Annotated in this window: 21 protein-coding genes; 7 read left to right on the forward strand and 14 right to left on the reverse strand. The window is 69.6% G+C overall.

Annotated features, from left to right (window positions below):
* Window positions 1-236: 236 nt before the first annotated feature.
* The 4 genes from J2126_RS22930 to J2126_RS22945 all read left to right on the forward strand — a co-directional run bounded on the left by J2126_RS22930 (window position 237) and on the right by J2126_RS22945 (window position 3,818).
* Window positions 237-1,340 (forward strand): MlaE family lipid ABC transporter permease subunit, encoded by a 1,104-nt coding sequence (locus J2126_RS22930; RefSeq protein WP_348634368.1) that lies wholly within the window; start codon window positions 237-239, stop codon window positions 1,338-1,340.
* A gap of 6 nt (window positions 1,341-1,346) precedes the next feature.
* Window positions 1,347-2,153 carry an ABC transporter ATP-binding protein gene (locus J2126_RS22935; protein ID WP_209489094.1) on the forward strand — a complete coding sequence of 269 codons (807 nt, stop codon included), beginning with the start codon at window positions 1,347-1,349 and terminating at the stop codon, window positions 2,151-2,153.
* A gap of 92 nt (window positions 2,154-2,245) precedes the next feature.
* Complete coding sequence (locus J2126_RS22940; RefSeq protein WP_209489095.1) at window positions 2,246-3,169, forward strand: MlaD family protein; 924 nt, start codon at window positions 2,246-2,248, stop codon at window positions 3,167-3,169.
* Window positions 3,170-3,176: 7 nt separating this feature from the next.
* Window positions 3,177-3,818 (forward strand): ABC-type transport auxiliary lipoprotein family protein, encoded by a 642-nt coding sequence (locus J2126_RS22945; protein WP_209489096.1) that lies wholly within the window; start codon window positions 3,177-3,179, stop codon window positions 3,816-3,818.
* Window positions 3,819-3,851: 33 nt separating this feature from the next.
* Here J2126_RS22945 and J2126_RS22950 read toward each other — a convergent pair whose 3' ends face one another.
* Window positions 3,852-5,318, reverse strand: coding sequence for a YcjX family protein (locus J2126_RS22950; protein WP_209489097.1), 1,467 nt, complete (start codon window positions 5,316-5,318; stop codon window positions 3,852-3,854).
* Between the two features lie 2 nt (window positions 5,319-5,320).
* On the reverse strand, window positions 5,321-5,842 hold the full coding sequence (locus J2126_RS22955) for a SixA phosphatase family protein (RefSeq protein ID WP_209489098.1): 522 nt from the start codon (window positions 5,840-5,842) through the stop codon (window positions 5,321-5,323).
* 189 nt (window positions 5,843-6,031) lie between these two features.
* Here J2126_RS22955 and J2126_RS22960 point away from each other — a divergent pair, with 189 nt between their 5' ends.
* Window positions 6,032-7,555 (forward strand): NAD(P)/FAD-dependent oxidoreductase, encoded by a 1,524-nt coding sequence (locus tag J2126_RS22960; RefSeq protein WP_209489099.1) that lies wholly within the window; start codon window positions 6,032-6,034, stop codon window positions 7,553-7,555.
* Here the strand turns inward: J2126_RS22960 and J2126_RS22965 are convergent.
* From J2126_RS22965 to J2126_RS22975, 3 genes are all read right to left on the reverse strand, one after another.
* On the reverse strand, window positions 7,543-8,073 hold the full coding sequence (locus tag J2126_RS22965; RefSeq protein WP_209489100.1) for a hypothetical protein: 531 nt from the start codon (window positions 8,071-8,073) through the stop codon (window positions 7,543-7,545). The two genes, J2126_RS22960 and J2126_RS22965, sit on opposite strands and share 13 nt — an antisense overlap.
* A gap of 83 nt (window positions 8,074-8,156) precedes the next feature.
* A complete protein-coding gene (locus tag J2126_RS22970) occupies window positions 8,157-9,149 on the reverse strand; it encodes a P1 family peptidase (RefSeq protein WP_209490491.1) in 993 nt (330 codons plus the stop codon).
* Window positions 9,150-9,285: 136 nt separating this feature from the next.
* Window positions 9,286-13,641, reverse strand: a complete 4,356-nt coding sequence (locus tag J2126_RS22975) for a hypothetical protein (protein WP_209489101.1) — start codon at window positions 13,639-13,641, stop codon at window positions 9,286-9,288.
* Between the two features lie 383 nt (window positions 13,642-14,024).
* Between J2126_RS22975 and J2126_RS22980 the strand changes: the two genes are divergently transcribed.
* A complete protein-coding gene (locus J2126_RS22980; RefSeq protein WP_209489102.1) occupies window positions 14,025-14,345 on the forward strand; it encodes a 2Fe-2S iron-sulfur cluster-binding protein in 321 nt (106 codons plus the stop codon).
* 30 nt (window positions 14,346-14,375) lie between these two features.
* Here the strand turns inward: J2126_RS22980 and J2126_RS22985 are convergent, their stop codons facing one another.
* On the reverse strand, window positions 14,376-14,924 hold the full coding sequence (locus tag J2126_RS22985) for an SH3 domain-containing protein (protein WP_209489103.1): 549 nt from the start codon (window positions 14,922-14,924) through the stop codon (window positions 14,376-14,378).
* Between the two features lie 156 nt (window positions 14,925-15,080).
* On the opposite strand from J2126_RS22985, the gene J2126_RS22990 reads away from it, so the two are divergent.
* Window positions 15,081-16,082, forward strand: a complete 1,002-nt coding sequence (locus J2126_RS22990) for a 2-hydroxyacid dehydrogenase (RefSeq protein ID WP_209489104.1) — start codon at window positions 15,081-15,083, stop codon at window positions 16,080-16,082.
* Between the two features lie 14 nt (window positions 16,083-16,096).
* On the opposite strand, the gene J2126_RS22995 is transcribed toward J2126_RS22990, so the two are convergent.
* The 8 genes from J2126_RS22995 to J2126_RS23030 all read right to left on the reverse strand — a co-directional run bounded on the left by J2126_RS22995 (window position 16,097) and on the right by J2126_RS23030 (window position 22,802).
* Window positions 16,097-17,149, reverse strand: coding sequence for a glycosyltransferase domain-containing protein (locus J2126_RS22995; protein ID WP_209489105.1), 1,053 nt, complete (start codon window positions 17,147-17,149; stop codon window positions 16,097-16,099).
* A gap of 3 nt (window positions 17,150-17,152) precedes the next feature.
* Window positions 17,153-17,971: a HesA/MoeB/ThiF family protein gene (locus J2126_RS23000; RefSeq protein WP_209489106.1), complete on the reverse strand. Its 819-nt coding sequence runs from the start codon at window positions 17,969-17,971 to the stop codon at window positions 17,153-17,155.
* Window positions 17,972-18,004: 33 nt separating this feature from the next.
* Window positions 18,005-18,601, reverse strand: coding sequence for a DsbE family thiol:disulfide interchange protein (locus J2126_RS23005; protein WP_209489107.1), 597 nt, complete (start codon window positions 18,599-18,601; stop codon window positions 18,005-18,007).
* Window positions 18,598-18,768, reverse strand: coding sequence for a heme exporter protein CcmD (gene ccmD, locus J2126_RS23010; RefSeq protein WP_209489108.1), 171 nt, complete (start codon window positions 18,766-18,768; stop codon window positions 18,598-18,600). Before ccmD ends, J2126_RS23005 begins: the two co-directional genes overlap by 4 nt.
* A gap of 10 nt (window positions 18,769-18,778) precedes the next feature.
* Complete coding sequence (locus tag J2126_RS23015; protein WP_209489109.1) at window positions 18,779-19,510, reverse strand: heme ABC transporter permease; 732 nt, start codon at window positions 19,508-19,510, stop codon at window positions 18,779-18,781.
* Window positions 19,511-19,594: 84 nt separating this feature from the next.
* The gene (locus tag J2126_RS23020; protein ID WP_209489110.1) at window positions 19,595-20,785 is read right to left on the reverse strand and encodes an ABC transporter permease; all 1,191 of its coding nucleotides are present in this window, start codon (window positions 20,783-20,785) and stop codon (window positions 19,595-19,597) included.
* Window positions 20,782-21,756, reverse strand: coding sequence for an ABC transporter ATP-binding protein (locus tag J2126_RS23025; RefSeq protein WP_209489111.1), 975 nt, complete (start codon window positions 21,754-21,756; stop codon window positions 20,782-20,784). The genes J2126_RS23020 and J2126_RS23025 overlap by 4 nt, the downstream gene beginning before the upstream one ends.
* A complete protein-coding gene (locus tag J2126_RS23030) occupies window positions 21,753-22,802 on the reverse strand; it encodes a polyprenyl synthetase family protein (RefSeq protein WP_209489112.1) in 1,050 nt (349 codons plus the stop codon). Before J2126_RS23030 ends, J2126_RS23025 begins: the two co-directional genes overlap by 4 nt.
* Window positions 22,803-22,985: the final 183 nt, after the last annotated feature.

Here is a 22,985-nt window from a genome sequence, read left to right on the forward strand (position 1 = left end):
ACGCCGCCACCGCGTATCTGTATGGCTAGTTTGTGCCCACGCCTCCGGTGCGGGCGCATCCGCAGGAGGCCTGCGCCGCCGGTGGATCAAGCGGGGCGTCGGACTTGACCGCGGCTGGTGCCGTGGTAGGGCGTCGGGTCTATCGGCCCGAATGCCTGTTTGAGGTTGAGACCAGCCGGTGCGTCGCGCCGGTCGCCGTTGGAGACGCCGCGTTGCCGCACGCCTCGTTGATTTCCGTGCACAGCCAGGACGACCGCCTGACAGTGGCCGGTCGCGGTGCGTGGACATCCGAATATGCCGACGAACTGGAAGCGGCGGTCAACGACACCGCCCATGCCTATGCCAAGCCCAAGGGCGTGGAGATCGATCTCGCCTCTGTCGAGCGCATGGATACCTTCGGCGCCCTGCTGCTGGAGCGGCTGCGCCGCGCCTGGGCCGGCGCGGGCATCGAACCGACGGTGGTCGGGCTGGCGCCGCGCTACAAGGTTCTCCTGGAAGAGCTGGCGCGCATGGGCCACGAGCCGGCGCCGCCCACGCGCCGTCACGAAGGCATTCTGGAGCGGTTCGGCCACGAGGTCGTCAATGCCGCCAAGGATGCGCTCTCGCTGTTGAACTTCATCGGCGCGACGGTTGCAGCCATGCTGCGGGTGGTGGCCCGCCCGCGCAGCTTCCGCTTCACCGCCATGGTGAACCAGATCGACCGCGTGGGCTTTCGCGCCGTGCCGATCATCCTGCTGATCACCTTTCTGATCGGCTGCATCCTGGCCCAGCAGGGCATCTTCAATTTCCGCAGGTTCGGCGCCGACATCTATGTGGTGGACATGGTGGGCGTGCTGGTGCTGCGCGAGCTTGGCGTGCTCATCGTCTCCATCATGATCGCCGGCCGCTCGGGCAGCGCCTATACGGCGGAGCTCGGCTCGATGCGCATGCGCGAGGAGATCGACGCGCTTCGGGTGATGGGCTTTGATCCCATCGAGGTGCTGGTGGTGCCGCGCATCCTCGCGCTGATCATCGCCCTGCCGCTGCTCACCTTCATCGGCTCCATGTCGGCCATCTTCGGCGCGGGTCTCGTGTCCTGGGGTTACGGTGGCATCACACCGGACGTGTTCCTCGACCGGCTGAAGCTCGCCATTGACCTCGATCAGTTCAAGGTCGGCATGTACAAGGCGCCCTTCATGGCCGCCACCATCGGCCTGGTCGCCTGCATGGAAGGCCTGAGGGTCGGCGGCAGCGCGGAATCGCTCGGCGCGCACACGACCGCCTCGGTGGTGAAGGCCATCTTCCTCGTCATTGTGATGGACGGTGTGTTCGCCATGTTCTTCGCCGCGATCGACATGTGAGCGGCCATGGACGCACAGACCTTACCCTCCACCCTCCAGACCAGCGGCCGCGAAGCCATCATCCGGGTGCGCGACATCGTGGTCGGATTCGGCGACCGGGTGGTGCTCAACCACCTTAATCTCGACGTGTATCGCGGCGAGATCCTCGGCTTCGTGGGCACGTCCGGCGGCGGCAAGTCGGTGCTGACGCGAACCATCCTCGGCCTCGTGCCGAAGACATCCGGCACCGTGGAGGTGTTCGGGCAGAATCTCGACGACCTCTCCGAGCGCGAGCGTTCCGCGCTGGAACGGCGCTGGGGTGTGCTGTTCCAGCAGGGCGCGCTGTTCTCGTCGCTCACGGTCAAGCAGAACATCCAGTTCCCGCTCAGGGAAAATCTCAAGCTGTCGCAGCGGTTGCTCGACGAGATCGCCTTCACCAAGATCGAGATGGTCGGCCTGAAATGCGATGTGGCCGAAAAGTTACCCTCCGAGCTTTCCGGCGGCATGATAAAACGTGCCGCTCTGGCCCGTTCTCTGGCGCTCGACCCTGAAATCCTCTTTCTGGACGAGCCGACCTCGGGTCTCGATCCGATCGGTGCCGGCGACTTCGACGAGCTGATCAGGACGCTGCAACAGACTTTGGGGCTTACGGTTTTCATGGTAACCCACGATCTCGACAGCCTGCATACCGTGTGCGACCGGATCGCGGCCCTCGCCGATGGCAAGGTGATCGCGCAGGGGACGATCGAGGACATGATGGCGGAACAACATCCCTGGCTGCGGGCCTATTTCCATGGCACGCGGGCAAGGGCGGTACAGAACGTGCGCCGCTAGGCGCAATCGAGGCCAATCGCGCGCGTCTGGCGCGCCGGGACAAGGAGTGGGCCGGTCAAGCGGGGCAGGTTGCAACGAAACCGGGATGAGGCATGGAAACACGGGCCAACTACACCATCATCGGAGCCTTCACGATGGCCGTTATCGCGGCTGCGTTCGGCTTCGTGTACTGGTTCGCGAGGCCGCAGGATTCCACGGCCCGCAAGATTTACGAGATCGTCTTCGACGGGTCCGTGGCCGGTCTGCGCCAAGGCAACTCGGTACTGTTCAACGGTATTCCCGTGGGCCAGGTGACCAGCCTCGGCCTGGTGCCGGGTCAGCCGGGACAGGTGCTCGTCCATGTCGGCATCGACAACAAGGTTCCGGTGCTGGCGGATGCGCGCGCCGGCCTGGAGTCGCAAGGTCTGACCGGCATCATCGCGGTGTCCATCCGCGGCGGAAAGCCCGACGCGCCGCCGCTTCCGCCCGGACCGAATGGCTACCCGCGCATCATGGCGGACGGCGGTGCGGGCATGTCGGGGCTCATCAACACCGCGCAGGGCGTTGCGAAGAAGATCGAGGTGGTCCTCGACTCCATCAACCCGGAAGAGATCAAGAACATCATCCGCAACATCGACACCTTCTCGCAGGCCGTTGCCTCCAAGTCCGACGACGTGGCGAGCGTCATCGAGCAGGCGAACGCCCTCGTGAAGCAGCTCAACGGCGTGGCCCAGCGGGTGGACGAGGTGGTGGTGAACCTGAAGTCCGCGACCGAGGACAAGAACGGCCTGCTCAACCAGGCCACCGAGGCGGCGACGTCCGTGCGCAAGCTCGCCGACAATCTGGACCAGCGGACCGCGCTCCTCACCAACGAGATCAGCCGCTTCACCGGACCGGGCCTCAAGCAGTTCGAGGCGCTGGCGACCGACGGACGCCGCACCCTCGGCGAGATCGATCGAGTGCTGAGGGGCATCGAGCGCAATCCGCAGCAGTTCATCCTGGGCGGCGGCAACTCCATTCCGAAATACGGGCGATGAGCCGATCATGAGCGACCGTTTCGCCCTCCGTACCGAACTGCTGGTCCGTAGCGTCTCCGCCCTCGCGCGCGGGGTCGCTGGCGCGGTTCTGCTCCTTGCCGCCGCGCTGTCCCTCGCCGCATGTGGTTCCACCCCTCTGCCGACCTACAACCTCTCCGCCCCCAGCGGCTTTACCGCCGGCGGCAGCGGCAACGGGCAGCTGGTGGTGGTGGCGCCGACGGCGCTCGCTGTGCTCAACACTGACAAGATCATGGTGGAGCCGGGCGCGGGGCAGGTGGCCTATCTCGCCGACGCCCAATGGAGCGACAATCTTCCGGCGCTGCTCCACGCCCGCACCATCCAGGCGTTCGAGAACGCCAGCAAACTGCGCCGTGTCGCCCGCCCCGGTGATGGCGTGAACGCCGATTACACGCTGGTGACGGATATCCGCACCTTCGCATTGCGCATCACCGATCAGGGGCCGGTGGCCGTGGTGGAGGTCTCCGCCAAGCTCATCGGCACCCAGAGCGGCCGCATCCTTGCCGCGCAGGTGTTCCGCGCCGCCGTGCCTGCGGCGTCGTCCGCCGGTGCCAACGCGACGGCCGCGCTCGATCAGGCGCAGGAACAGGTTCTGGTGCAGATGGTGCGCTGGGCTTCGGCCAAGTTCTGAGCGGGCCAAGTTCTGAGCGGAGCCCCCGCCGGTTCAGGTGAGCCGGTCGGCGAGCAGGAACTGAAGCGCCCGGTCGAGCCGGATATGCGGGATCGGCCCGTCGCCGATGCCGGACGGCGGACGGAAGCGCAGGAAGCGGAAGTCCACATCCCCCTCCGCCTCGCCCGCCATGGACGATGAGAGCCCCCGGAAACCGGTGCCGGAGGGATCGAACAGCGCATCGGGATTGGCCGGCAGCTCGCCCGGAAACACCGCCACCTCCTCCTCACCGTCGAACACATGTCCGCCGGCGTCCTGCCCGGCCTCCGGCGTGCCCACGATGGCGTCGAGTTCATGCCCACCGCGCCGCACACGCGCCTCGCGCGTGGCGCGGATGGCGGCGATCGCCACTACGTCGAGGGCCGCGCCGTGATCCTGCGCCCGTTCGCGGGCCCGTTCCACAAGCCGCCCCAGCACCGCCTCCAGCCGGTCGTGGCTGGCGCGATGGAGGTGGTCTGCCTTGGTGGCGGCGAATAGCACCTTCTCGATGCGGGGCCGGAAGAGCGCGCTCACCAGACTGTTCCGGCCGGTACGAAATGCCGCGAGGATGCCATCCAGCGCCCGCTCCAGATCGGCGAGGGCGGCCGGCCCCGCATTCAGGGCGGAGAGCGTATCCACCAGCACGATCTGCCGGTCGAGCCGGGCGAAGTGATTGCGGAAGAAGGGGCGAACGACCGCGTTCTTGTAGGCCTCGAAGCGCCGCTCCATCATCGCGCCCAGCGTATTCGCGCGGGCGGGGGTATCCGGCACGTCCAGAGGGGCGAAGGTGAGGGCGGGCGAGCCTTCGAGGTCGCCGGGCATGAGGAAGCGGCCGGGCGGCAGCAGGCTCATGGCCAGCCGCTCGCTCAGGCAGGCGGCGAGATAGTCCGTGAACCGCGCCGCCACCTCCCGCGCCCGGGCCTCGTCGGCGGGGCCGTCCACCGGCGCGTCGGCCACTGCCGCCAGGAACGGCGCCGCAACCTCCGCCCGCACGCCAGCGCGGGCCAGAGCCAAGCTCTGCCGGGCAAATTCGGCGTAGGACATGTTGAGCAGCGGCAGGTCCAGCAGCCACTCGCCGGGATAATCCACGATGTCGAGGGTCAGCGTCCTCAGGCTGCCGCGCCGGTTGGCGTAGCGAATGGCGAGGCGCAGCTCGCTGACGCGGGTGGTGGAGGACGGCCAGCGCCGCTCCGCTCCCAGCATCTCAAGATGGCCCTCATAGGCGAAGCGCGGCACCGCGTCGTCCGGCTGGGGCTGCAGCTCGGCGCGGGCGATGCGGCCGGACTGGTAGGGCTCGAACACCGGCATCCGCGCCCCCTTGGTGAGGGCATGGATGAGCGCTGTGGTGAAGATGGTCTTTCCCGCCCGTGAGAGGCCGGTCACACCAAGACGCAGGGTGGGATGGGCGATTCCCTCCACCCGGTCCGCCAGGGCCTGAAGCGCGATGCGCGCATCGTCCACGGCGTCCGTGAAGAACGCCATCGTCAGTCGGTTCCGCCGAGATCGCGCGGGGTGACGAAGCGGTCGAGCCGGCCGATGCCAGGGGCTGCGGCGCTCCACTCGTCCACGGGAAGGTCGATGACGGCGAGGGCGCCGGTCGGGAATTTCTCTGCCATGCTTGCAACATGGGGGGCCGGGCCGGAAGCCACAAGCAGCTCGGCGAGGTCTTCGAGGCCGGGATTATGGCCCACAAACATCACGCTGTGTGCGTCCTTGGGCTGCTCGCGCAGCACGGTCATGAGACGCGCGGCCGAGGCGTCGTAGATGCGCGGCTCGCTGGCCACCACCTTGGCCGGCGGCAGGCGCGCGGCGACGAGATCCCAGGTTTCCCGCGTGCGGCGGGCGGGTGACACCAGGATGCGGTCGGCCAGCAGGTGTTCCTGCCCGATATAGGCGCCGATGCGGGGCGCTGCGTTGCGGCCCCGCGCCGAAAGCGGGCGTTCCGGATCGGCGATGCCGTTCGGCCAGTCCGACTTCGCATGGCGCAGCAAGATGAGTCGGCGCATGGTTACCAACCGATGGACGAAAGGCGGACCCTTATGAAGCACGCGGCTAGTGCAGCGCAACGCCTGCTGCCGCGCCGCAGCGTCACGCCCCCACGGACGGCGATGACGGAAACGTCATTAGAGCGCCGCAAATAAACGCTTTCTCAAGCTGGCGGCGTCAGCATCGCCTGTCTCTCATTGGACCAATTCATGAGCCAGTCGTCCGCGCCCCGGCCCCAAGCGCACGATGCGATGGGGTCCGAACGCGCCTCCTCCGGCCCCAAACGGATTATCGACTGCGACGTCTGCGTGGTGGGAGGCGATGTCGCCGGTCTCGTTCTGGCCGGAGATCTCGCGCGGCGCGGCCGCGACGTGGTGCTGCTGGCAATGGCCGGGCCGTCCGCTGCCGTTCCGTCGTGGTCGCTCGATGGGGTCATCGCGGCGGGGTTTCCGCTTTCGACGCGCGAGCTTGTCGCACGCATTGGCCGCGATGACGCTCAGGAGCTGCTCATTCTGTCCGCCCAGGCCGCGGAGGCGGGGCTGTCGCTGACCGAGCGACTCGGGGTGGATATCGGCCCGCGCGGCCGGCTGACCGTGGCGCGCGCACACGCCGCCGAGGACCTTCATCGCGAGCAGGATCTGCGCCAGGAGCTGGTGCCGGATACCACCGTCTTCGTCGGCGCGGAGGATCTCGCCGCCCTTCTCGGGACCGATGCATTTGCCGCCGGCATCGGCGTCGTGCCGGCCGAGCGCGTCCGCACGACATCGCTGGTCGCCGCGCTGGAAGAGGCGGCACGGACCGCCGGCGTCCGCTTCTTCAGCGTGGAGAGCGCGCTTTCGGTCGATCTCAAGGGCGTTCGGAAGTATCTAGATACGTCAAACCAGCGGGTGCGCGCATTTCAGGTCGCGGTCTGCGGCGCGGCGGCCTTTGCCCGCCTCGGGTCCGGCGTTGCCCGTCTGCCGCGCGCGCCGTGGGTGTCCGGCGGATTTCGCCTGCCGAACAGCAATGTACCGTATGGGGGCCTCGTCGAGGAATTCGGCCTGTCGGGGCTCGCCTACCATTTCGACGGCGACCGGCTGGCGCTGGCGGCGCAATGCGCCTTGCCGGTGATGACACGGGTCGGTGCCGCGCGCGTGCTGCGGCGCCATGCGGCCGAGGTCTATCCGGTCGGCACCGGGCTGGTGGAGGGCGCACGGGGGCGCAATGTGCCCGATCCCGGCGGCATGCCGTTGCTATATGAGGGGGAGCGGGGCGTCTGGTACGCGCTTGCGCCGGGGGCGGGATCGCTGGGGCTGGAGTTCCTGGCCGCCCGGCTCATTGTCGGCGCTATCGCCGAGCGCGATGATCGGATCGCGCTCCTCCAGCCATTCGCGACGGGCGGGCTGACCGGCTGGACGGGTCGCGCGGCGCGCTTCGCCTCCTTCTGGCACGTCCGCCTCGCTGCCCGCCTGCATCTGGACAAGGCCGCGCCGGTATCGGCGCCAGCGCAGGCGGCGGACGGTTCGCAGCCTCTGCCGACGCCGGCCACGGCAGGCGCCCTCGTGCGCCGCAGCCTCGCCTCCGCCGCCTCGGCCTCGCGTCACGCGGCGCGCGCGGCGCTGCATGCGGCGTCCGGCTGGGCCTCCGCTCTCGCGGAGCGTGCCGCTCTGGAGCGCACCCGCCGCCGCCGTCGTCCGGACGGACTCGATCCGCATGGAGAGCCGGACGAGGAGGCACCGCCTCAGCGGCGATAGAAGGCTTGCGGGCGCGTGCCTTCGCGGAAATAGCCGAAGAACGCGGCCACACCGGCCGCCTGCGCCAGAAGCCCCGGCATCAGCGCCGCGAACGCGCCGAGATCGGCGCCGTCCGGAGCAATGGCGTCGCGGATGGCGAACTGGCAGTAGCCGGTGGTGAACAGCCACAGCACAAGCAGCCACGGCAGGACCAGCAGGGCGATGCGCGCGCGGGCGACGGTGAGCACCACCATGGTCACCGCCCAGCCGAACAGCACCGCCTGCGGCATCAGCCCCAGCCGCATCACCTGCTGCGGCACCCCGGAGCCAGCGAATGAATCAAACAACGCCGAGCGCGCGCCGGTGACGCCTAGCGCCGAAATGAGCGTGAAGAGCCCGGCCAAGGGCAAAGCGGCGATGCCGCAGGCGCACCAGAACAGGAAGGCCAGCGGCCCGCCGAGACGGGCCGGGCGTTGGGCCGGGTCGGTGGGCGGGGCGGGGGCGCGGGGCGGGACTTGGGGCATGGAGGGAGCGGTCATGAGGATCCTCGGATCCTCCGGCTTATAGACGATCCCGCTCGCCATGCACCCGGCAACCCCGGCCTGACACGCTGCAAGCTGTGTCAGGCGCCGAAATGGTCGCGCCAGGTCTTCTGGCTATCCGCGAAGGGCAGCCGCCGCGCCTCGTAGACCGCCCGCGCCACGGCCCGCGCCAGCACGATGGAGGCGAGCGCACCCAGCCGGGCGAGATCGGGCAGCGGCGCTTCCAGCGGCTTGCGTCCCGTGGCCATGGCGAACACCACATCGCCATCCAGCGGCGTGTGCACGGGAAACAACGAGAGCGCCAATCCGTTCTGCGCCATGATGGCGAGGCGGCGCGCCTGCACGGGGGAGAGCACCGCATCCGTCGCCACAACGGCGATGGTGGTGGCGAAGCGAGAGATGCCGCCCTTCAGCCGGGGATCGCCGGCCTCGTCAGGAACCCGCGCCGGTACGCCCAGTCCACCGAATTCCCCATCCCGCTCATAGTGGCCGGCGCGGAAATGCGGGCCGTCGCCGAAGAGGGGGCTGCCGGCGGCATTCACCGCGACGATGGCCCCGACCACATGGCCGGTGGACGTCATCGCCGAAGCCGAACCCAGTCCGCCCTTGACCGTCGCGGTGGTGCAGCCCGTGCCCGCGCCGACCGAGCCGAGGTGGAAGTCTACATCCGCCGCCTCAAGAGCGTCGCGGCCGAGCTGGAGGTAGGGCGGATGGCCCTCCCAGCCCTTGTCGCCGCCGTTGAGCAGGTCGAACAGGATGGCGCCGGGCACGATGGGCACACGCGCGGTGCCGACCGCGAAGCCCCGTCCGCGCGCCGCCAGCCCCGCCATGACGCCGGACGCGGCATCCAGCCCGAAGGCCGAGCCGCCCGACAGCGTGATGGCGTCCACGCGCTCCACGGTCGCCGCGGGGTCGAGGAGGTCGGTCTCCCGCGTGCCCGGCCCACCGCCGCGCACGTCCACCGCCGCTACCGCCGGCTCCTCGGCGAGGATCACGGTGACGCCGGTGCCGATGTGCGGCTCGGTGGCGTTGCCGACCAGGAGGCCGGGGACGTCGGTAATCAGATTGCGCAGCGCGCGCTCCTCAGGCTGGACGGCGTTCGGCCGACGATACGACAGGGCACGGGATAAAAAAGACCGCGCCGGGCGTCATCGGCCCGGCGCGGTTCTGATCTTCCGGCACTTGGTCCGGGATGGGCGAGCGCCTTCCTCAGTCGAGACGACCGGAGGCGTGGGCGAGCATGGTGTAGACCTTGCCTGTGTCGGAGGTCAGGTACGTGCGCGCCAGCGTGCTGCCGCGGTTGTCGCCCGACACCTGATCGATCAGCCGCTCGAACTCGGCGACATAGCGGTCCACGGTCTCGCGGAAGCCTGCGTCGGCGCGGTAGCGGCGCTTGAGGGCGTCAAAGGTCTGCTGGCCCTGGAGGGTGTAGAGCCGGCGGGAGAAGACGTGGCTATCGCCATTGTTGTGGCGCTCCCACATCTCGACGGCCGCCTGATGATCAACCATGCGGGCGATGTCGGACGAGAGGTCGTCGAGGCTGTCCGGGGCCGCGACGGGAGCTGGGGCCGCCGCGCGGGTAGAGCGCGGCGCCTCCTCGTCGATATCGCCGGAGGCGCGGGCGAGCAGCTCGCTCAGCCAGCTGTCACGCTCCTCGCCGGTGTTCTCGGCGCGGCTGGCCGGACGCGCTGCGGGACGTTCCGCAGGCTCGGCGCGGCGGCTCGCCGGGGTGGCGGGGGCGCGGCGCAGTTCGGCCTGGAGCAGGCTGGCGCCTTCGCTGCGGGCCGGCTCGGTGCGGCCGGTTTCGCCGCGGGCGAGGTCGCCACGGGCAAGGTCCTGCCGGCCGGTCTCGCTACGGCTCGTTTCGCCGCGGGTCGGTTCAGCGCGCTGGATGTCCGAGCGGGTGTTCTCGGCGCGGGGCTCGCGCTCGGGTCGGCTGCGGAGGGCGGAGGCCGTCTCGCGGCTGGCGCGGGCGCTGTCCTGCTGGGCGGCGCGGGCCGAGGCTTCCACCACGTCCAGCGCCTGGCCCTGGCGGGCGACGATCTCGTTGAGTTCGGCGAGGGCCTTGATCTGCTCGGCCACGGCGCGACGCATGGTGGCGGCGCTCGCCTCGGTCTCGGCGGGCAGTTCGAGGATGCCGCGCTTCATCTCCTCGCGGGCGAGGGTGATGGCCTGCTGCACGTCCTCTGCCACCCGCTTGAGGTCGGTGGCCACGGCCGTGAAGCGGTTGCCGGTTTCGCCGAACAGGGTGTGCACGTCGTTGAGCGCGGCCTCGTAGGTCTGGCGCAGGGCGGCGGCGGAGCGCTCCCGCTCGGCCTCGGCCGCGTGGCGCACCAGCGCGAGCTGCTGCGACACCGCCTCGGTGGAGCCCGACGTGGCCGCGGCGATGACGTTGGCGATCTCGCCGGCCCGCTGCTGGGAGGCGGTATAGGTCTCGTCGAGCATGGTGTGGAAGGCGGCGAGCCGGCTCTCCACGTCTCCGACCCGCTGCGCCAAAGACCTGGCCAGCTGCTCCATCGCCTCGCGGCGCGCGGCGAGGGTGCTGTCCACCTGATCGTGGGTGGAGGCCAGCGTCTGGGTCGCCTCGTCCATCAGGCGGCGGTTCTGGTCGAGCCGCTCGGACAGGGAGGACATCTGCGCCAGCGCGCTGGCGGAGACTTCCTTGAGCGAGCCGATCTGCGACTGGAAGCGATCGGCGGTGGCATCGGCGCTGAGGGCGATGCCCGCAACCGTCCCCCCAAACCCTTCCACCTGCCGGGCAAAGGAGCCGGCGAAGGCGTCGAGGTTGGACACCGCTTGGGTGAGGGCGCCCTGGAAGGTGGCGTTGGCGTCGTCGAGGCGCTCGATGATGACGCCCACGTCCGTGCGCAGGGCGCTGTTGGTGGCGGTGATCTCCGTCACCGCGCGCTGGCTGGTGCGCTCCAGCGCGGAGAGGAAGGTGCCGTTCTTGTCGTCGATGAGGTGGGCGATCTCGGTCAGGCGTGTGCCGAGGTTGTCCGCCACCTTCTCCGAATGCTCGGTGAGGGTCCGGCTGACGTTGCTCGACAGGGTGGTGAGCGAGCGCTCCACCTGGCTCGCCTCCGCGCGCAGGGCACCGGAGACGGTCTCGATGCGGCCGACAAGGGCATCGGCGATGGCAGTGCCGCGCACCTCAAGCGAGGTGGCGACGCCGTCGAGGCGGCCGAGCACCAGTTCCTCGATGCGATGGACGCGGCCATCCAGCACGGAGGCGATCTCCTGCGCCCGGACGCCGATGTTGCGGTTCACCGCGTCGGCACGGTCGGTGAGCACCTCGCCCAGCGCCTTGGAGCGGGTGGCGAAGAAGTTCTCCAGCGTCTCCACCGACTTGTCGAGGGAGTCCGTGGCGTTCTTCGTGCCCTCGGCGATGGTGCGGGCGAAGTTGACCGTGCGGGTGGCCAGGGTCTCGGTGAGGCTCTGAGCCCGCTGGTCCAGCGTCTGCTCGATGCGCGAGAAGCGCTGGTCCATGATGGTCGCCACCGTGTCGGTGGTGGCGGAGAGGCGCTCGTCCAGCGTGGACGTGGCGAGGCGCAGGTTCTCGTTCACCAGCGCCACCCGGTGGGTGATCTGGTCCACCAGCTCGGGGGCGTGGACCTTCACCGTGGTGTCGAAGTTCTTCACGCCGTCCTGCATGACGCGGGCGAGGTGCGAGGAGTCATGCTGCATGCGATCGGCGAGCTCGGCGCCGCGCACGGTGATGGTCTCCTCCATGGCCTTCAGGCGGGCGGTGAGCATCTCCTTGATGGCGTCGCTCTTGGTGCCGATGGTGGCGACCAGGATGTCGGCGGTCTCGCGGAAGGCTTCCGTGACCTTGGACCCGCGGGCGCCGATGGCCTGCGTGACCTCGGTGGCGACGCGCGACAGGCGTTCGGTCATGTCCTCGCCTGCGCCGTTGAGGGACGCGGCGACCTCGTTGCCCTTGTCCACCAGCGCGGTGACGACCTGGTTGCTGGAGCGGTCGAGGGAGGATGTGATGCGCTCGCCCGTCTCGGAGAGGCGCTGCTGGAGGTCCTCGCCGCGCACGGCGACGGCCTCGTAGATGCGGTTGCCAGTGGCCTCGATGCGGTCGGCGAGGTCGGTGCCGCGCACGGCCAGCGTCTCCGCGACCCGCTCGCCGGTCTCCTCCAGCTTGCGGACGAGTTCGCCGCCGCGGGTGGAGAATTCCACCACCGCGCTCTCGCTGGTGGCGCGGAAGGCGGAGTTCACCTCGGCCACGCGCACGTCGATGTCGTCGGCGAAGCGGCCCACGTTCTCGGCCAGCGTTTCGGTGATGCCCTGCTTGAGGCGGTCAATGTTGCTGTTCACCTCGTCGCCCCAGCGCTCGACGAGCTGCGACACGTCGGTGGTGGTGGCGAGCAGGTTGGAGGCGAGGTCGTCGGTGCGCGAACGCAACGTCTCCACCAGCAGATCGCCGGACTCGGAGAGATCCTGCCGGATGTCGGAGCCGGTGAGTTGCAGGCGGTCGATCAGCTCGCCGCCCTTGGCGGTGAGGCTGTCGATCATGCTGTCGCCCACGCGGGCGAGGGCGGCGGTGATGTGCTCGCCCTTCTGGCCGAGGATCTCGGTGACCTGCTCGCTCGCCTCCAGCATGGTGGTGTGGATGCGGGAGGCGACGTCCTTCACCTCGCTGGAGAGCACCGTCTCGGCGGCGATGATGCCCTCGCGCAGGCGCTCGGTCTCGATCTGGATATTGTGGCGCTCGGCCTGGAGGTCGTCGATGAGCGTGCGGATGCGCGTCTCGTTCTCCTCGTAGGCGCGCTCGAGGGTGGAGACTTCGGCGCGGACCATGGCCTCCAGCTCGCCGGCGCGGGCGACGGCGCGGTCCATGCCGTCACCCATCGCGGCCACCTCGCGGCGCACCGCCTGGCCAACGGTGACGACGCTCTCGGTGGCGATGGACTCCGGCTGGGCGAGGCGCAGGGCGACCTCGGTCATGGAACGGGCGATGCCCTGCAGCTCCAGCGACCGGCGCACGATGCTGGCCATGCCGAAGAAGGCGAGCGGGGGAATGAGGATGCCGGCGAAGATGCCGAGCAGGGCCGGGGAGTCGCCCAGCGACTGCAGCCCGTTGGAGCTCGCCATCAGGCCATGATGGACGGTGTAGGCGAAGATGATGCCGACCACGATCCAGACCAGCGAGGCGCCCGTTGCCCAATAGAAGGGCGTAACGGGGGGCTTCTTCTGCAACTGGCCGAGAAGCTGGCCGATGGGCTGGCGATCGTCGTTGGCGGCGCGGCGCTCGGCCTCGCTGCGCGGGCGGGGCGCTCCCTCGCGGCGGCCGCCGTCGACACGCACCTCACCGCCCTCCGAGGGACGGGGGCGACGATTGATGGGGCGTCCTTCGCGCTGCTGTCCGGGGCCGGTCATGACACGATCGGGAGAGGGCGGGCGGTCCAGCGGGGTGCCGCGATCCGGCGGCAGGGGCGCTTCGCCTCCTTTTGCCGCTGCCGCATTGGCCTCGGCATTGTCGAGCTCGAGCGTCAGAGCCTCCTGGATGGCCGACAGAGCCGCCTCGGTCGGATCCTGGATCTTCTTCGGGTTCTTCATCTCGCTGTCGCCTCTGCCCGCTTTCGGTGCCGGGGCATGATGCCGCCAATGGCTCCGATACCCGTACACGCCCCCATCATCCGGCCACGCCGGACGAAGATGGTTTACCGTTTCTTATCCTAGACAGGCCTCGCCTCCGTTTGAACCGCCCGTGCCGCATTAATGAAGATATCGTTAATATCGAGCGGCTTGGCTTCAGCTTGGGCATTCCCGGTGAGGGGACGGGATCCGCGACAATCGGCGCCCGCGCTGGTGCGGCGCGGGACAAGCCGCTATAGCCAGTGGCCGGAAAGCGGCTCCGCCTTGGCCTTCGGGCTGAGGCTTGCGAGCCGTCAAATCAAGCCACCGCCGCGCCCGCGGCGGAAGCCGGGAAGCGACACTCTATGGTTGCCATTACCTTCATCGAACACACCGGCGCTGTCCATAAGGTCGACGGGCCGGAAGGCGCTACCGCCATGGAAACCGCCGTGCGCAATGGCGTTCCGGGCATCGTTGCGGAATGTGGCGGCGCCTGCGCCTGCGCGACCTGCCATGTCTATGTGGACGAGGCGTGGATTGAGAAGGTCGGCCAGCCCTCCGAGATGGAGGAGGGCATGCTCGATTTCGCAACCGACCTTCGCCCCACCTCCCGTCTGTCGTGCCAGATCAAGCTGACAGCGGCGCTGGACGGCCTGGTGCTCCACACGCCCGAAAACCAGGGCTGAGGTCGGATCCTGGGGGGAGCTGCGCTCCTCTCAGTCCACCTTCTCGCCGGGATAGACGCCGAACAGCTGGTTCTGCTGGACATAACCGTCGAAGCCGTCGCCGGTGATGCGGCAGACCTTGCCATCACAGGCCTTCACCACGCCCAGCACGCTCGGCTCCAGCTTGGCCACGACCTTGGCATCGGAATCCGCCGAGCTGCGCAGGGGCACGGTTTCGCCCTTCAGCCAGGGGGCGACGAGGGCCGTCCGCCGCAGGGACAGCATGGAGTGGTAGACCCATCCCTCCGCGCCGTCGGCATCGCGGATGCGGCGCCACGTCTCATATTCGGCGGTCACCTCCACCGGCAGCCCGGCGCGGTTGAACACCCAGGCCACGTCCTGGTCCCGGTTTGGACCGTTGCGGACGTTCACCTTGTCTGCCTTCAGCGAGACGAAGCGGGGAACCGGCAGGCCGGAGGTGCCGGGCTCGGCGGCGACTGCACCCGCAGCCGTTCCCACCATCATCGCCGCCGCAAGGGCCAGGGCTTTCACCGACCGGCTGTCGAGGCTTCGCTTCAGATGAGTTCGTTTTGCGGGCATGATGGGACCGTCCTTTCGCATCGCACCTAACAGACCGGAGGGGTGCGCCGCCGCGGCGGGCACGTCAAGGCCCTGCGTCTCGGCGCGCCTTGTGTTTCCCCGGCTGTCTGATAGACGGGACCAGAACCGTTAAGAAATGGGGAATGGGGAGTAACGATGGTGCGTCGCAAGCCCCTCGTCGTCGTCACGCGCAAGCTGCCCGACTCGGTCGAGACTCGGATGCGTGAGCTGTTCGATGCCAGACTCAACATCGACGACGTGCCCATGGATCAGGCCGCGTTGGTGGAAGCGGTCAAGATGGCGGACGTGCTCGTGCCCACCGTGACCGATCGGATCGACACGGCCGTGCTCTCGCAGGCTGGGGAAAACCTGCGGCTGATCGCCTCTTTCTCCAACGGCGTCGACCACATCGATGTCGCCAGCGCGCTGAACCGGGGCATCACCGTCACCAACACCCCCGGCGTCCTCACCGAGGACACCGCGGACATGACCATGGCGCTCATCCTCTCCGTGCCCCGGCGGCTGGCCGAGGGGGCGCAGGTGATGATCGCGGACAAGGAAGAGTGGGCCGGCTGGTCCCCCATCTGGATGCTTGGCCGGCGGATCTGGGGCAAGCGCCTCGGCATCATCGGCATGGGGCGCATCGGCCAGGCGGTGGCGCGGCGGGCGAAGGCATTTGGCCTGCAGATTCATTACCATAACCGCCGCCGCCTCAATTCCGGCATCGAGGAAATGCTCGACGCCACCTATTGGGACAGCCTGGACCAGATGCTGGCGCGCATGGACATCGTGTCCGTGAACTGCCCGCACACCCCCGCGACCTACCATCTGCTCTCGGCTCGCCGCCTTAAGCTGTTGAAGCCAGACGCTTATGTGGTGAACACGGCGCGCGGCGAGGTGATCGACGAGAACGCCCTTACGCGCCTCTTGGAAGCCGGCGAGATCGCCGGGGCCGGCCTCGACGTGTTCGAGCACGAGCCGGCGGTTAACCCCAAGCTGATCCGCCTCGCCCGGCAGGGAAAAGTCGTGCTTCTCCCGCACCTTGGCTCCGCGACGCTGGAAGGCCGCGTGGACATGGGCGAGAAGGTCATCGTCAACATCAAGACCTTCATGGACGGCCACCGGCCGCCGGATCGGGTGCTGCCCGCGATGCTCTGAGGCGGGCAGCACCGTCAGCGGTCGCGGTCGCCCTTGAGGCGGGCCGCGACCTCGACGAGCCACCCGAAAGGCGTCGATGTCGATGCGGTTCGGGTGCCGTTCGGGGCCGATATCGGCGGGTTCGAGGTGCACTCAGGTTCGAACGCGCGGTCAGCTGCGGGGCTGACGTTAGCGGCGGTATTAAATTGCCTTCCGAGATCGCTCTCCGGGGCGTCGCCGACCGGCGGTGTCTCCGCCACGATCACCCGCTCGCTCTGCGCCGTTACCAGCTCCGTCTCCAGCGCCGTGATTCGCGCTACCAGCGCCGCACGCTCGCGGCGCCAGTCGTCGGCCAGGAGACCGGCGGGCAGCTGGCTGAGGATGGGCGAGAAGGGGAAGGCGTCCCGGTCGCGCGCCTGCGTCACCGGCCAGCGGTGGAACCATGATCCCAGATTGTCCACTTCGAACCGCGCGACCTCCAGCCCAGAGCGTCCCAAGGCATGGGTTCCGGAGAGCTGGTCGCGGCGGGAGTAGCGCAGCACCTGCGCCAGCCAGAGGCGCATGGCGGCAGCGACCGTGGGGTCGTGGTGCCGACGCAGGATGATGGCGGACCAGAAGGGCACCGCCTCCAGCACCAACGGATCGCTCATCATGTAATGGTTGAGCTGCTCCAGCACGCGCCCACCATCGTCGAGGCCCATGCGCAGCACTTCCATGAACTCGTCGCGGACGCTGGCGCGAAAGCTGTGGCCCGGCATGGCCACGGCGACGCCACCGGGGAGGTAGCGGGCGATCACCTCTTCCGGCGGCGCGGTCAGGATGACGCTGTTGTCGATGTAGAGCGAGAGATCGTAATCCGGCAGCAGCTCATGGGGAGAGAGCTTGGCCATGCGCTGGCTGCGCACGGGATCGAGCGGGAAGGCGGGGTCGAGGCGGCGAATCTGCCAGCTCGCGCTGGTCAGCTCCGCATCGTCGGTGAAGCAGATGAAGTCGAGGCCGGAGGCCGCGGCCATGGGCTGCTCGTTCAGCGCCTCGTAGCCGCCGATCAGGCAGGTATAGACGCACGCGCGCCCGGTCGGTGCCATCATGCCTCAGGCCGCCGCGCTGCGCCTGTGCGCGGAGAGGTCGGTGATGCGCGGCCCTTCGCCGGTGAGCGGGTTCTCCGGGTCCCACGCGTAGCTCAGCGTCTCGAAGCGCATGGAGCGGGCGTCGATCATCAGGAGGCGCCCCACCAGCCCTTCGCCGAAGCCGACGATGGCCCGGATGGCCTCCAGCGCCGCGAGCGATCCCGCCACCCCAGCGAGCGCGCCCAGCACGCCGGCCTCGGCGCAGGCGGGCACGGTGCCGGCCGGTGGCGGCTCGGGGAAGAGGCAACGATAGGTGGGGTTGGGTGTGCCATCCGGCCCACTCTCATGGGCGCGGATGGTGGTGACGGTGGCGTCGAAAGCCCCCAGCGCCGCCGTCACCAGCGGCTTCTTCGCCAGCACACAGGCGTCGGAGACGAGATAGCGGGTGGAGAAATTGTCCGAGCCATCCACCACCAGATCGGCCTGCGCGATGAGGTCCAGAGCGTTGCCGGCATCGATGCGCACCGGATGCGTCACCAGCTCCACATGGGGATTGAGGGCGGCCACCGCGTCGCGGGCGCTATCGGTCTTCGGCCGGTCCACGTCCTGCGTGCGGTGAATCACCTGCCGCTGGAGGTTGGAGAGAGAGACGACGTCGTCCTCCACCAGGATCAGCCGCCCGACGCCTGCCGCCGCGAGATAGAGCAGCACCGGCGCGCCGAGGCCCCCGGCGCCGATCACCAGCACGGTGGCCGCCTTCAGTCTCTGCTGGCCCGGCCCGCCCACGTCGTGCAGCACGATATGGCGGGCGTAGCGCTCGATCTCTTCGGGGGAGAAGGCCATCGATCATCCTCGGGCAACGCCTCGCGCGTCGCCTTAGCCGCCGGAGAGGCGCGCCATCATCGGCAGGAGCGTGCCCGTCACCGCCTCGGGTGTCAGCGGCCCCACGAACTTGTGGACGATGGTGCCGTCCTTCGCCACCACGAAGGTCTCGGGCACGCCGTAGACGCCCCATTCTATGGCCGCGCGCCCGTTGGGGTCGACCCCCACCGCCTTGTAGGGCAGGCCGAACTGGCCGAGGAAGCGGCGGGCATTGTCCGGCGCGTCCTTGTAATTGATGCCCACGAGGCTGAAGCGGGGGTCCTTGCCGAGCTGCATCAGCAGGGGATGCTCCTCGCGGCAGGGGCCGCACCAGGAGGCCCACACGTTCACCAGCGCCGGCTTGCCGCCGAGCGCGGCAAGGTCGATGCCGGGCAGGGGCTGGCCATCCGGCCCCTTGAGCCCGGCGAGCGGCGGCAGGGTGACGACCGGCGCCTTCCGGCCCACCAGCGCGGAGGGAATGCGCGAGGGGTCGCCCCCGGTTTCCAGCCGCGAGAAGAACAGCGCCGCCAGCGCGAGGAACACCACCAGCGGCAGCGCCACCAGCCACAGGCGGCGACGCGGACGGGCGGGGGTATCGACGGGCTCGCTCATTCCGCCTCTCCCGTGCGGTTGGCCCTGCGGCGGCCGACGCCGCGCGCCTCCAGCTCCGACAGGGCGCGGCGCTGGCTGCGGTAATCGAGCATCAGCCAGAGGGCGAGGAGCCCGAGGGCGAGGAGGGAGACGCCGTAGGATGCGGCGATGAAGACGAAATGGGTCATGCGCGCGGGCTCAGGCCAGGGCTTCCGCAGCGGCGCGGGCCTCCAGCGCCTGCACGCGGCGGCGGAGGATTTCCGTGCGCATGCCGAGCATGTGCAAAGCGATGAACACCAGCGTGAAGCCCACCGCGCAGATGAGCAGCGGCCAGAGCAGGCTGGAATCGATGGTCGAGCCGCCCATGCGGAACACCGAGGCCGGCTGGTGCAGGGTGTTCCACCAATCCACCGAGAACTTCACGATGGGCACGTTGATGAAGCCCACCAGCGTGAGCACGGCGGCGGCCCGGCCGGCGCGGTTGGGATCGTCGATGGCCGCGCGCAGCGCCATCAGGCCGAGATAGAGCAGCAGCAGCACCAGCATGGAGGTGAGCCGCGCATCCCATACCCAATAGGTGCCCCACATGGGCCGGCCCCACAGCGCGCCGGTAATGAGGCAGAGAGCCGTGAAGGTGGCGCCCACGGGCGCGGCCGCCTTGTGCGCCACGTCCGCCAGAGGATGCCGCCACACGAGGATGCCGATGGAGGAGGCGGCCATCATGGAATAGCCGAACAGGCCCAGCCACGCGAACGGGACGTGGATGTACATGATCCGCACCGTCTCGCCCTGCTGGTAATCGGGCGGCGCCTGGAAGGCGAGAGTGAAGCCGATTGCGAGCGTCACCACCGCCGCGGCGGCGATCCAGGGCAGGATGCGCGCGGACAGGCTGAGGAAGCGGACCGGATTGGCAAGGTCGAGGATCGCCATGGAGGCGTTCTAGTGCGGGCAGGCGTCGGATGGAAGCGCCGAGGACGTTCAGGATTTCGTGTCGCAGGGTCCGCCGGTGCGGCTTCAGGCGAGCCGGACCTGTCGCCGGATGAACCAGAGCGTCACGGCCGCCCCGGCGGCGGCCCAGCCGAGCAGGATCAGCAGGGACGGCGCCAGCGTCGCCATGCCCTCGCCGCGCCAGAGCGCGCCCTGGAAGGCCTCGATGCCCCAGGCGGTGGGGGTGAGAACGCCCGCATGCTGGAGCCATTCGGGCATGAGGAAACGCGGCACCATGCTGCCGCCGACGGCGGAGAGCAGCAGCACGGCGAAGGTGGAGAGCGTCTGCGCCTGCTGCCGCGTGCGCGACACCGCCGCGAGCGGCAGCGCGATGCCGGCGGCCGAGGCGGAGGCTGCGACGGCGACGGTCGCGAAGGTCCAGAAATTCTCCAGCACGTCCACGCCGTAAACCGCCTGCGCTACGGCAAACAGCACGGCGGTGAGCGCGAGACCCTGGAGAATCAGGAAGGCGAGCTTGCCGCCCACCAGCGCCAGCACGCCGCCCCGGCTCATGACGATGCGGTCGAACACACCGGAGCGTCGCTCGTCCACCAGGCTGCCGGCGCCCTGCACCGCCGAGAACAGCAGGAACAGCATGGCGATGGCGCCGGCATAATAGCTCACGCCCGGCTCGGAGCGGCGGCGGGTGAGCGGCTGGCGCTCCAGCAGATCCGCGCCGCCGCCCGCCACCAGTTCTGGCGCGCGGGCGATGGACTGCTCCAGCCGCGACGTCTGCGTCTGCGAGAAGGGGCCGACCAGCACCTCGATCTGCGCCGCCACGCGGCGGATGGCGAGGCCGGGCAGATCCTCGGTGAACACGCGCTGGATGCGCGCCGAGAGCAGGGCCGCGGCCACGTTGCGGGCAGGGTCGGTGACGAGGAGGAGCGGCGGCTTGTCGGTTGCGGCGGCCACGTCGCCGCGCACCACCAGCCCCACGTCGGCGCGGCCGTCCGCCACCCGGGCGCGGACCTCCTCGGGCGTGACGGTGACGAGATCCACATCCGCCGTGCCGCCCAGCGCCTTGAGGAAGGCGTCGGCGGAGGCCGCCTGCGTCGCCTTCGCCGCCGCCACCTTGATGACCGAGGTTTCGCCCCCGGTGCCCGCGAACACCGCCGCGAACAGGATGAACAGCATCGGCGGAAGCACGAACGTCATCATCAGCGCGCCGCGGTCGCGCATCAGCGTCAGCGCCATGGCCCGGACGATGGCGCCCATCATGAATGGTCGCTCCCGGTCACGTCGGCATAGAGGGCGTCGAGGCCCGCCGCCTCGAAGGCGATGGTGCGCGGCACGAGGCCGGCCACCTTGAGCGCGGCGATGAGGCCGCCCGCGCCTTCCGGCGTGTCGGAGACGACGCCGCTGAAGGAGGTGCCGCCCTCGTCCCCGGTGAGCCCGCGCGAGGCAAGCACCTGCCGGCCGGCGGGCGAGGGGGGCGTGGCGAAGGTCACGGCGGCGCGCCGCTGGTTGGGGAAGCGGGCGGCGATGAGCGCGGCGAGCCGCCCCTCCAGCGCGATCCGCCCCTCGGACAGGATGGCGACGTGCTCGGCGATCGCCTCGGCGAAGGCGAAATCGTGGGTGATGACGAGGATGCCCAGCCCGTCCGCCGCCAGCCGGTGCACCAGCGCGGCGAGGTCGGCGCGGGCGGGGGCGTCGACGCCAACGGTCGGTTCGTCCAGCACCAGGAGACGCGGATTGCCGACGAGTGCGGCGGCGACGTTGGCGCGGCGCTGCCAGCCGCCGGAGAGCCGGTCGATGCGCTCGTTGGCGCGCTCCTCGATGCCGGTGCGCGCCATGACGCCGGCGACGCAGGCGGGCACATCGGCGCGGCGGACCCCGGCGAGGCGGGCGAAGACGGCGAGATTCTCGGCGATGGTGAGGGCGCGATACAGCGCGATGTCCTGCGGCGCGAGGCCGATGCGGGCGCGCGCCTCGCTCTCGGCGGCGGGGATGCCGCAGATGCGGATGATGCCGGTGCGGGGCGGGATGCGGCCGCAGATGGCACGCACCAGCGTGCTCTTGCCGGCACCGTTGGGCCCGACAAGGGCGGTCACCGTTCCCGCACGCAAAACGAGGTCCACGCCAGCCAGCACCGTGCGCGCGCCATAGCCTGCGGTGAGGCCGAGAATGGCGAGGGGCGGTGCCGGGCTTTCGTCTATCGGGTCGTCGTAATGGCGGGCAGCGGCGCTCACGGCGCCAGCGGCCCCATCAGTTCACCGAAGGCAGCGGTCATGAAGTCTCGCAGGGGCTGCAGGCCCTCCTTGTTGGGCCCGATGTCTTTAGAGGCTGCGAGCGCCCCCGCCAAGTGCTCCGACAACAGCTTGCGCGCGCGCGGCGCGCCGAGGGAGGCGATGACCGTCGCCTTGTTGGCATCCTTGCCCACATCCTTGCCCAGCGTTGCGGCCGAGCTCGAGGTGTCGAGGATGTCGTCGAGAATCTGGTAGGCGCTGCCCACATGTCCGGCGAGCGCCCGGAGGTGGCCGGCCTGCGCCTCGTCCGCTCCGGCGGCGCGGCCGGCGATCTCCACGGCGGCGGAGAACAGCACGCCGGTCTTGCGGCGGTTCACATCCTCGGTCGCCGAGAGCGAGCGACCGGGGCTGGGGCGCAAATCGTCATACTGCCCCCCGCACAGGCCGAGGGAGCCCACCGCCTTCGAGAGGATGCACACCGCGTCGAGCCGCACAGGGTCGCTCGTGCCCGGCGCCGCGCCGGCGACGCCGAGCGCCCGCGACAGCAGCGCGACGGCCGCCAGCACGGCGACATCCTCGCCATACTTCACATGGGTCGTCGGCTGGTTCCGACGCACCATGGCGTCGTCCATGCACGGCAAATCGTCGATGATGAGGGAGGAGGCGTGGATCATCTCCAGCGCGCAGCCGAAATCCAGCACGGCGTGCTCGGAGGCGTCGAGCTGCATGGCCGCCGCCATGGCGAGCAGCGGACGCAGCCTCTTGCCCGGCGCGAGCAGGATGTGGCGCATGGCGGAATGCAGCACCGCCGGATGGGAGGCGGCGGGCGGCACCAGCAGGCCGAGCCGGCGGTCGACCACCGCGCGGAGGTAGGAGAGGTCGCGGGAACGGGGCGGAAAGTCCGGCAGGGCGTCATCGTGGGCCGGCGCAGCCTCCATGTCCGGCGCCGCAACGGCGAGCGCGATACCGCCGGCCGCTGCCGACAGCGCCTCCCGGGACGCCGCCGCCGAAGCTTCGGTCCGCCGGTCCCGTCCGCCCTTCTGCCCCATACGCCCCCTCACTCTGTTGTTGGCCGCCCGGGGGCGACAATCCCCTCACAACAGGCACATACGTTGCCTTGAATGACTTTAGATCACCGCTTACACAATCATGCCAGTGCGCGGCCCGTGGTGCGCCGCACATTTTGCTCGCGTGTGGCGCGCGTGCCGCGAGGGCGGCCGGGCGCGGGCGGG

The sequence above is a fragment of the Xanthobacter flavus genome (genome assembly GCF_017875275.1).
GTDB lineage: Bacteria > Pseudomonadota > Alphaproteobacteria > Rhizobiales > Xanthobacteraceae > Xanthobacter > Xanthobacter flavus_A.

What these genes read in the sequence shown, in the direction of transcription:
- J2126_RS22935 (WP_209489094.1), top strand. Translation starts at nt 1,347, where the DNA reads ATGGACGCACAGACCTTACCCTCCACCCTCCAGACCAGCGGCCGCGAA.
- J2126_RS22940 (WP_209489095.1), top strand. Translation starts at nt 2,246, where the DNA reads ATGGAAACACGGGCCAACTACACCATCATCGGAGCCTTCACGATGGCC.
- J2126_RS22945 (WP_209489096.1), top strand. Translation starts at nt 3,177, where the DNA reads ATGAGCGACCGTTTCGCCCTCCGTACCGAACTGCTGGTCCGTAGCGTC.
- J2126_RS22950 (WP_209489097.1), bottom strand. Translation starts at nt 5,318, where the DNA reads ATGGCGTTCTTCACGGACGCCGTGGACGATGCGCGCATCGCGCTTCAG.
- J2126_RS22955 (WP_209489098.1), bottom strand. Translation starts at nt 5,842, where the DNA reads ATGCGCCGACTCATCTTGCTGCGCCATGCGAAGTCGGACTGGCCGAAC.
- J2126_RS22960 (WP_209489099.1), top strand. Translation starts at nt 6,032, where the DNA reads ATGAGCCAGTCGTCCGCGCCCCGGCCCCAAGCGCACGATGCGATGGGG.
- J2126_RS22965 (WP_209489100.1), bottom strand. Translation starts at nt 8,073, where the DNA reads ATGACCGCTCCCTCCATGCCCCAAGTCCCGCCCCGCGCCCCCGCCCCG.
- J2126_RS22975 (WP_209489101.1), bottom strand. Translation starts at nt 13,641, where the DNA reads ATGAAGAACCCGAAGAAGATCCAGGATCCGACCGAGGCGGCTCTGTCG.
- J2126_RS22980 (WP_209489102.1), top strand. Translation starts at nt 14,025, where the DNA reads ATGGTTGCCATTACCTTCATCGAACACACCGGCGCTGTCCATAAGGTC.
- J2126_RS22985 (WP_209489103.1), bottom strand. Translation starts at nt 14,924, where the DNA reads ATGCCCGCAAAACGAACTCATCTGAAGCGAAGCCTCGACAGCCGGTCG.
- J2126_RS22990 (WP_209489104.1), top strand. Translation starts at nt 15,081, where the DNA reads ATGGTGCGTCGCAAGCCCCTCGTCGTCGTCACGCGCAAGCTGCCCGAC.
- J2126_RS22995 (WP_209489105.1), bottom strand. Translation starts at nt 17,149, where the DNA reads ATGATGGCACCGACCGGGCGCGCGTGCGTCTATACCTGCCTGATCGGC.
- J2126_RS23000 (WP_209489106.1), bottom strand. Translation starts at nt 17,971, where the DNA reads ATGGCCTTCTCCCCCGAAGAGATCGAGCGCTACGCCCGCCATATCGTG.
- J2126_RS23005 (WP_209489107.1), bottom strand. Translation starts at nt 18,601, where the DNA reads ATGAGCGAGCCCGTCGATACCCCCGCCCGTCCGCGTCGCCGCCTGTGG.
- ccmD (WP_209489108.1), bottom strand. Translation starts at nt 18,768, where the DNA reads ATGACCCATTTCGTCTTCATCGCCGCATCCTACGGCGTCTCCCTCCTC.
- J2126_RS23015 (WP_209489109.1), bottom strand. Translation starts at nt 19,510, where the DNA reads ATGGCGATCCTCGACCTTGCCAATCCGGTCCGCTTCCTCAGCCTGTCC.
- J2126_RS23020 (WP_209489110.1), bottom strand. Translation starts at nt 20,785, where the DNA reads ATGATGGGCGCCATCGTCCGGGCCATGGCGCTGACGCTGATGCGCGAC.
- J2126_RS23030 (WP_209489112.1), bottom strand. Translation starts at nt 22,802, where the DNA reads ATGGGGCAGAAGGGCGGACGGGACCGGCGGACCGAAGCTTCGGCGGCG.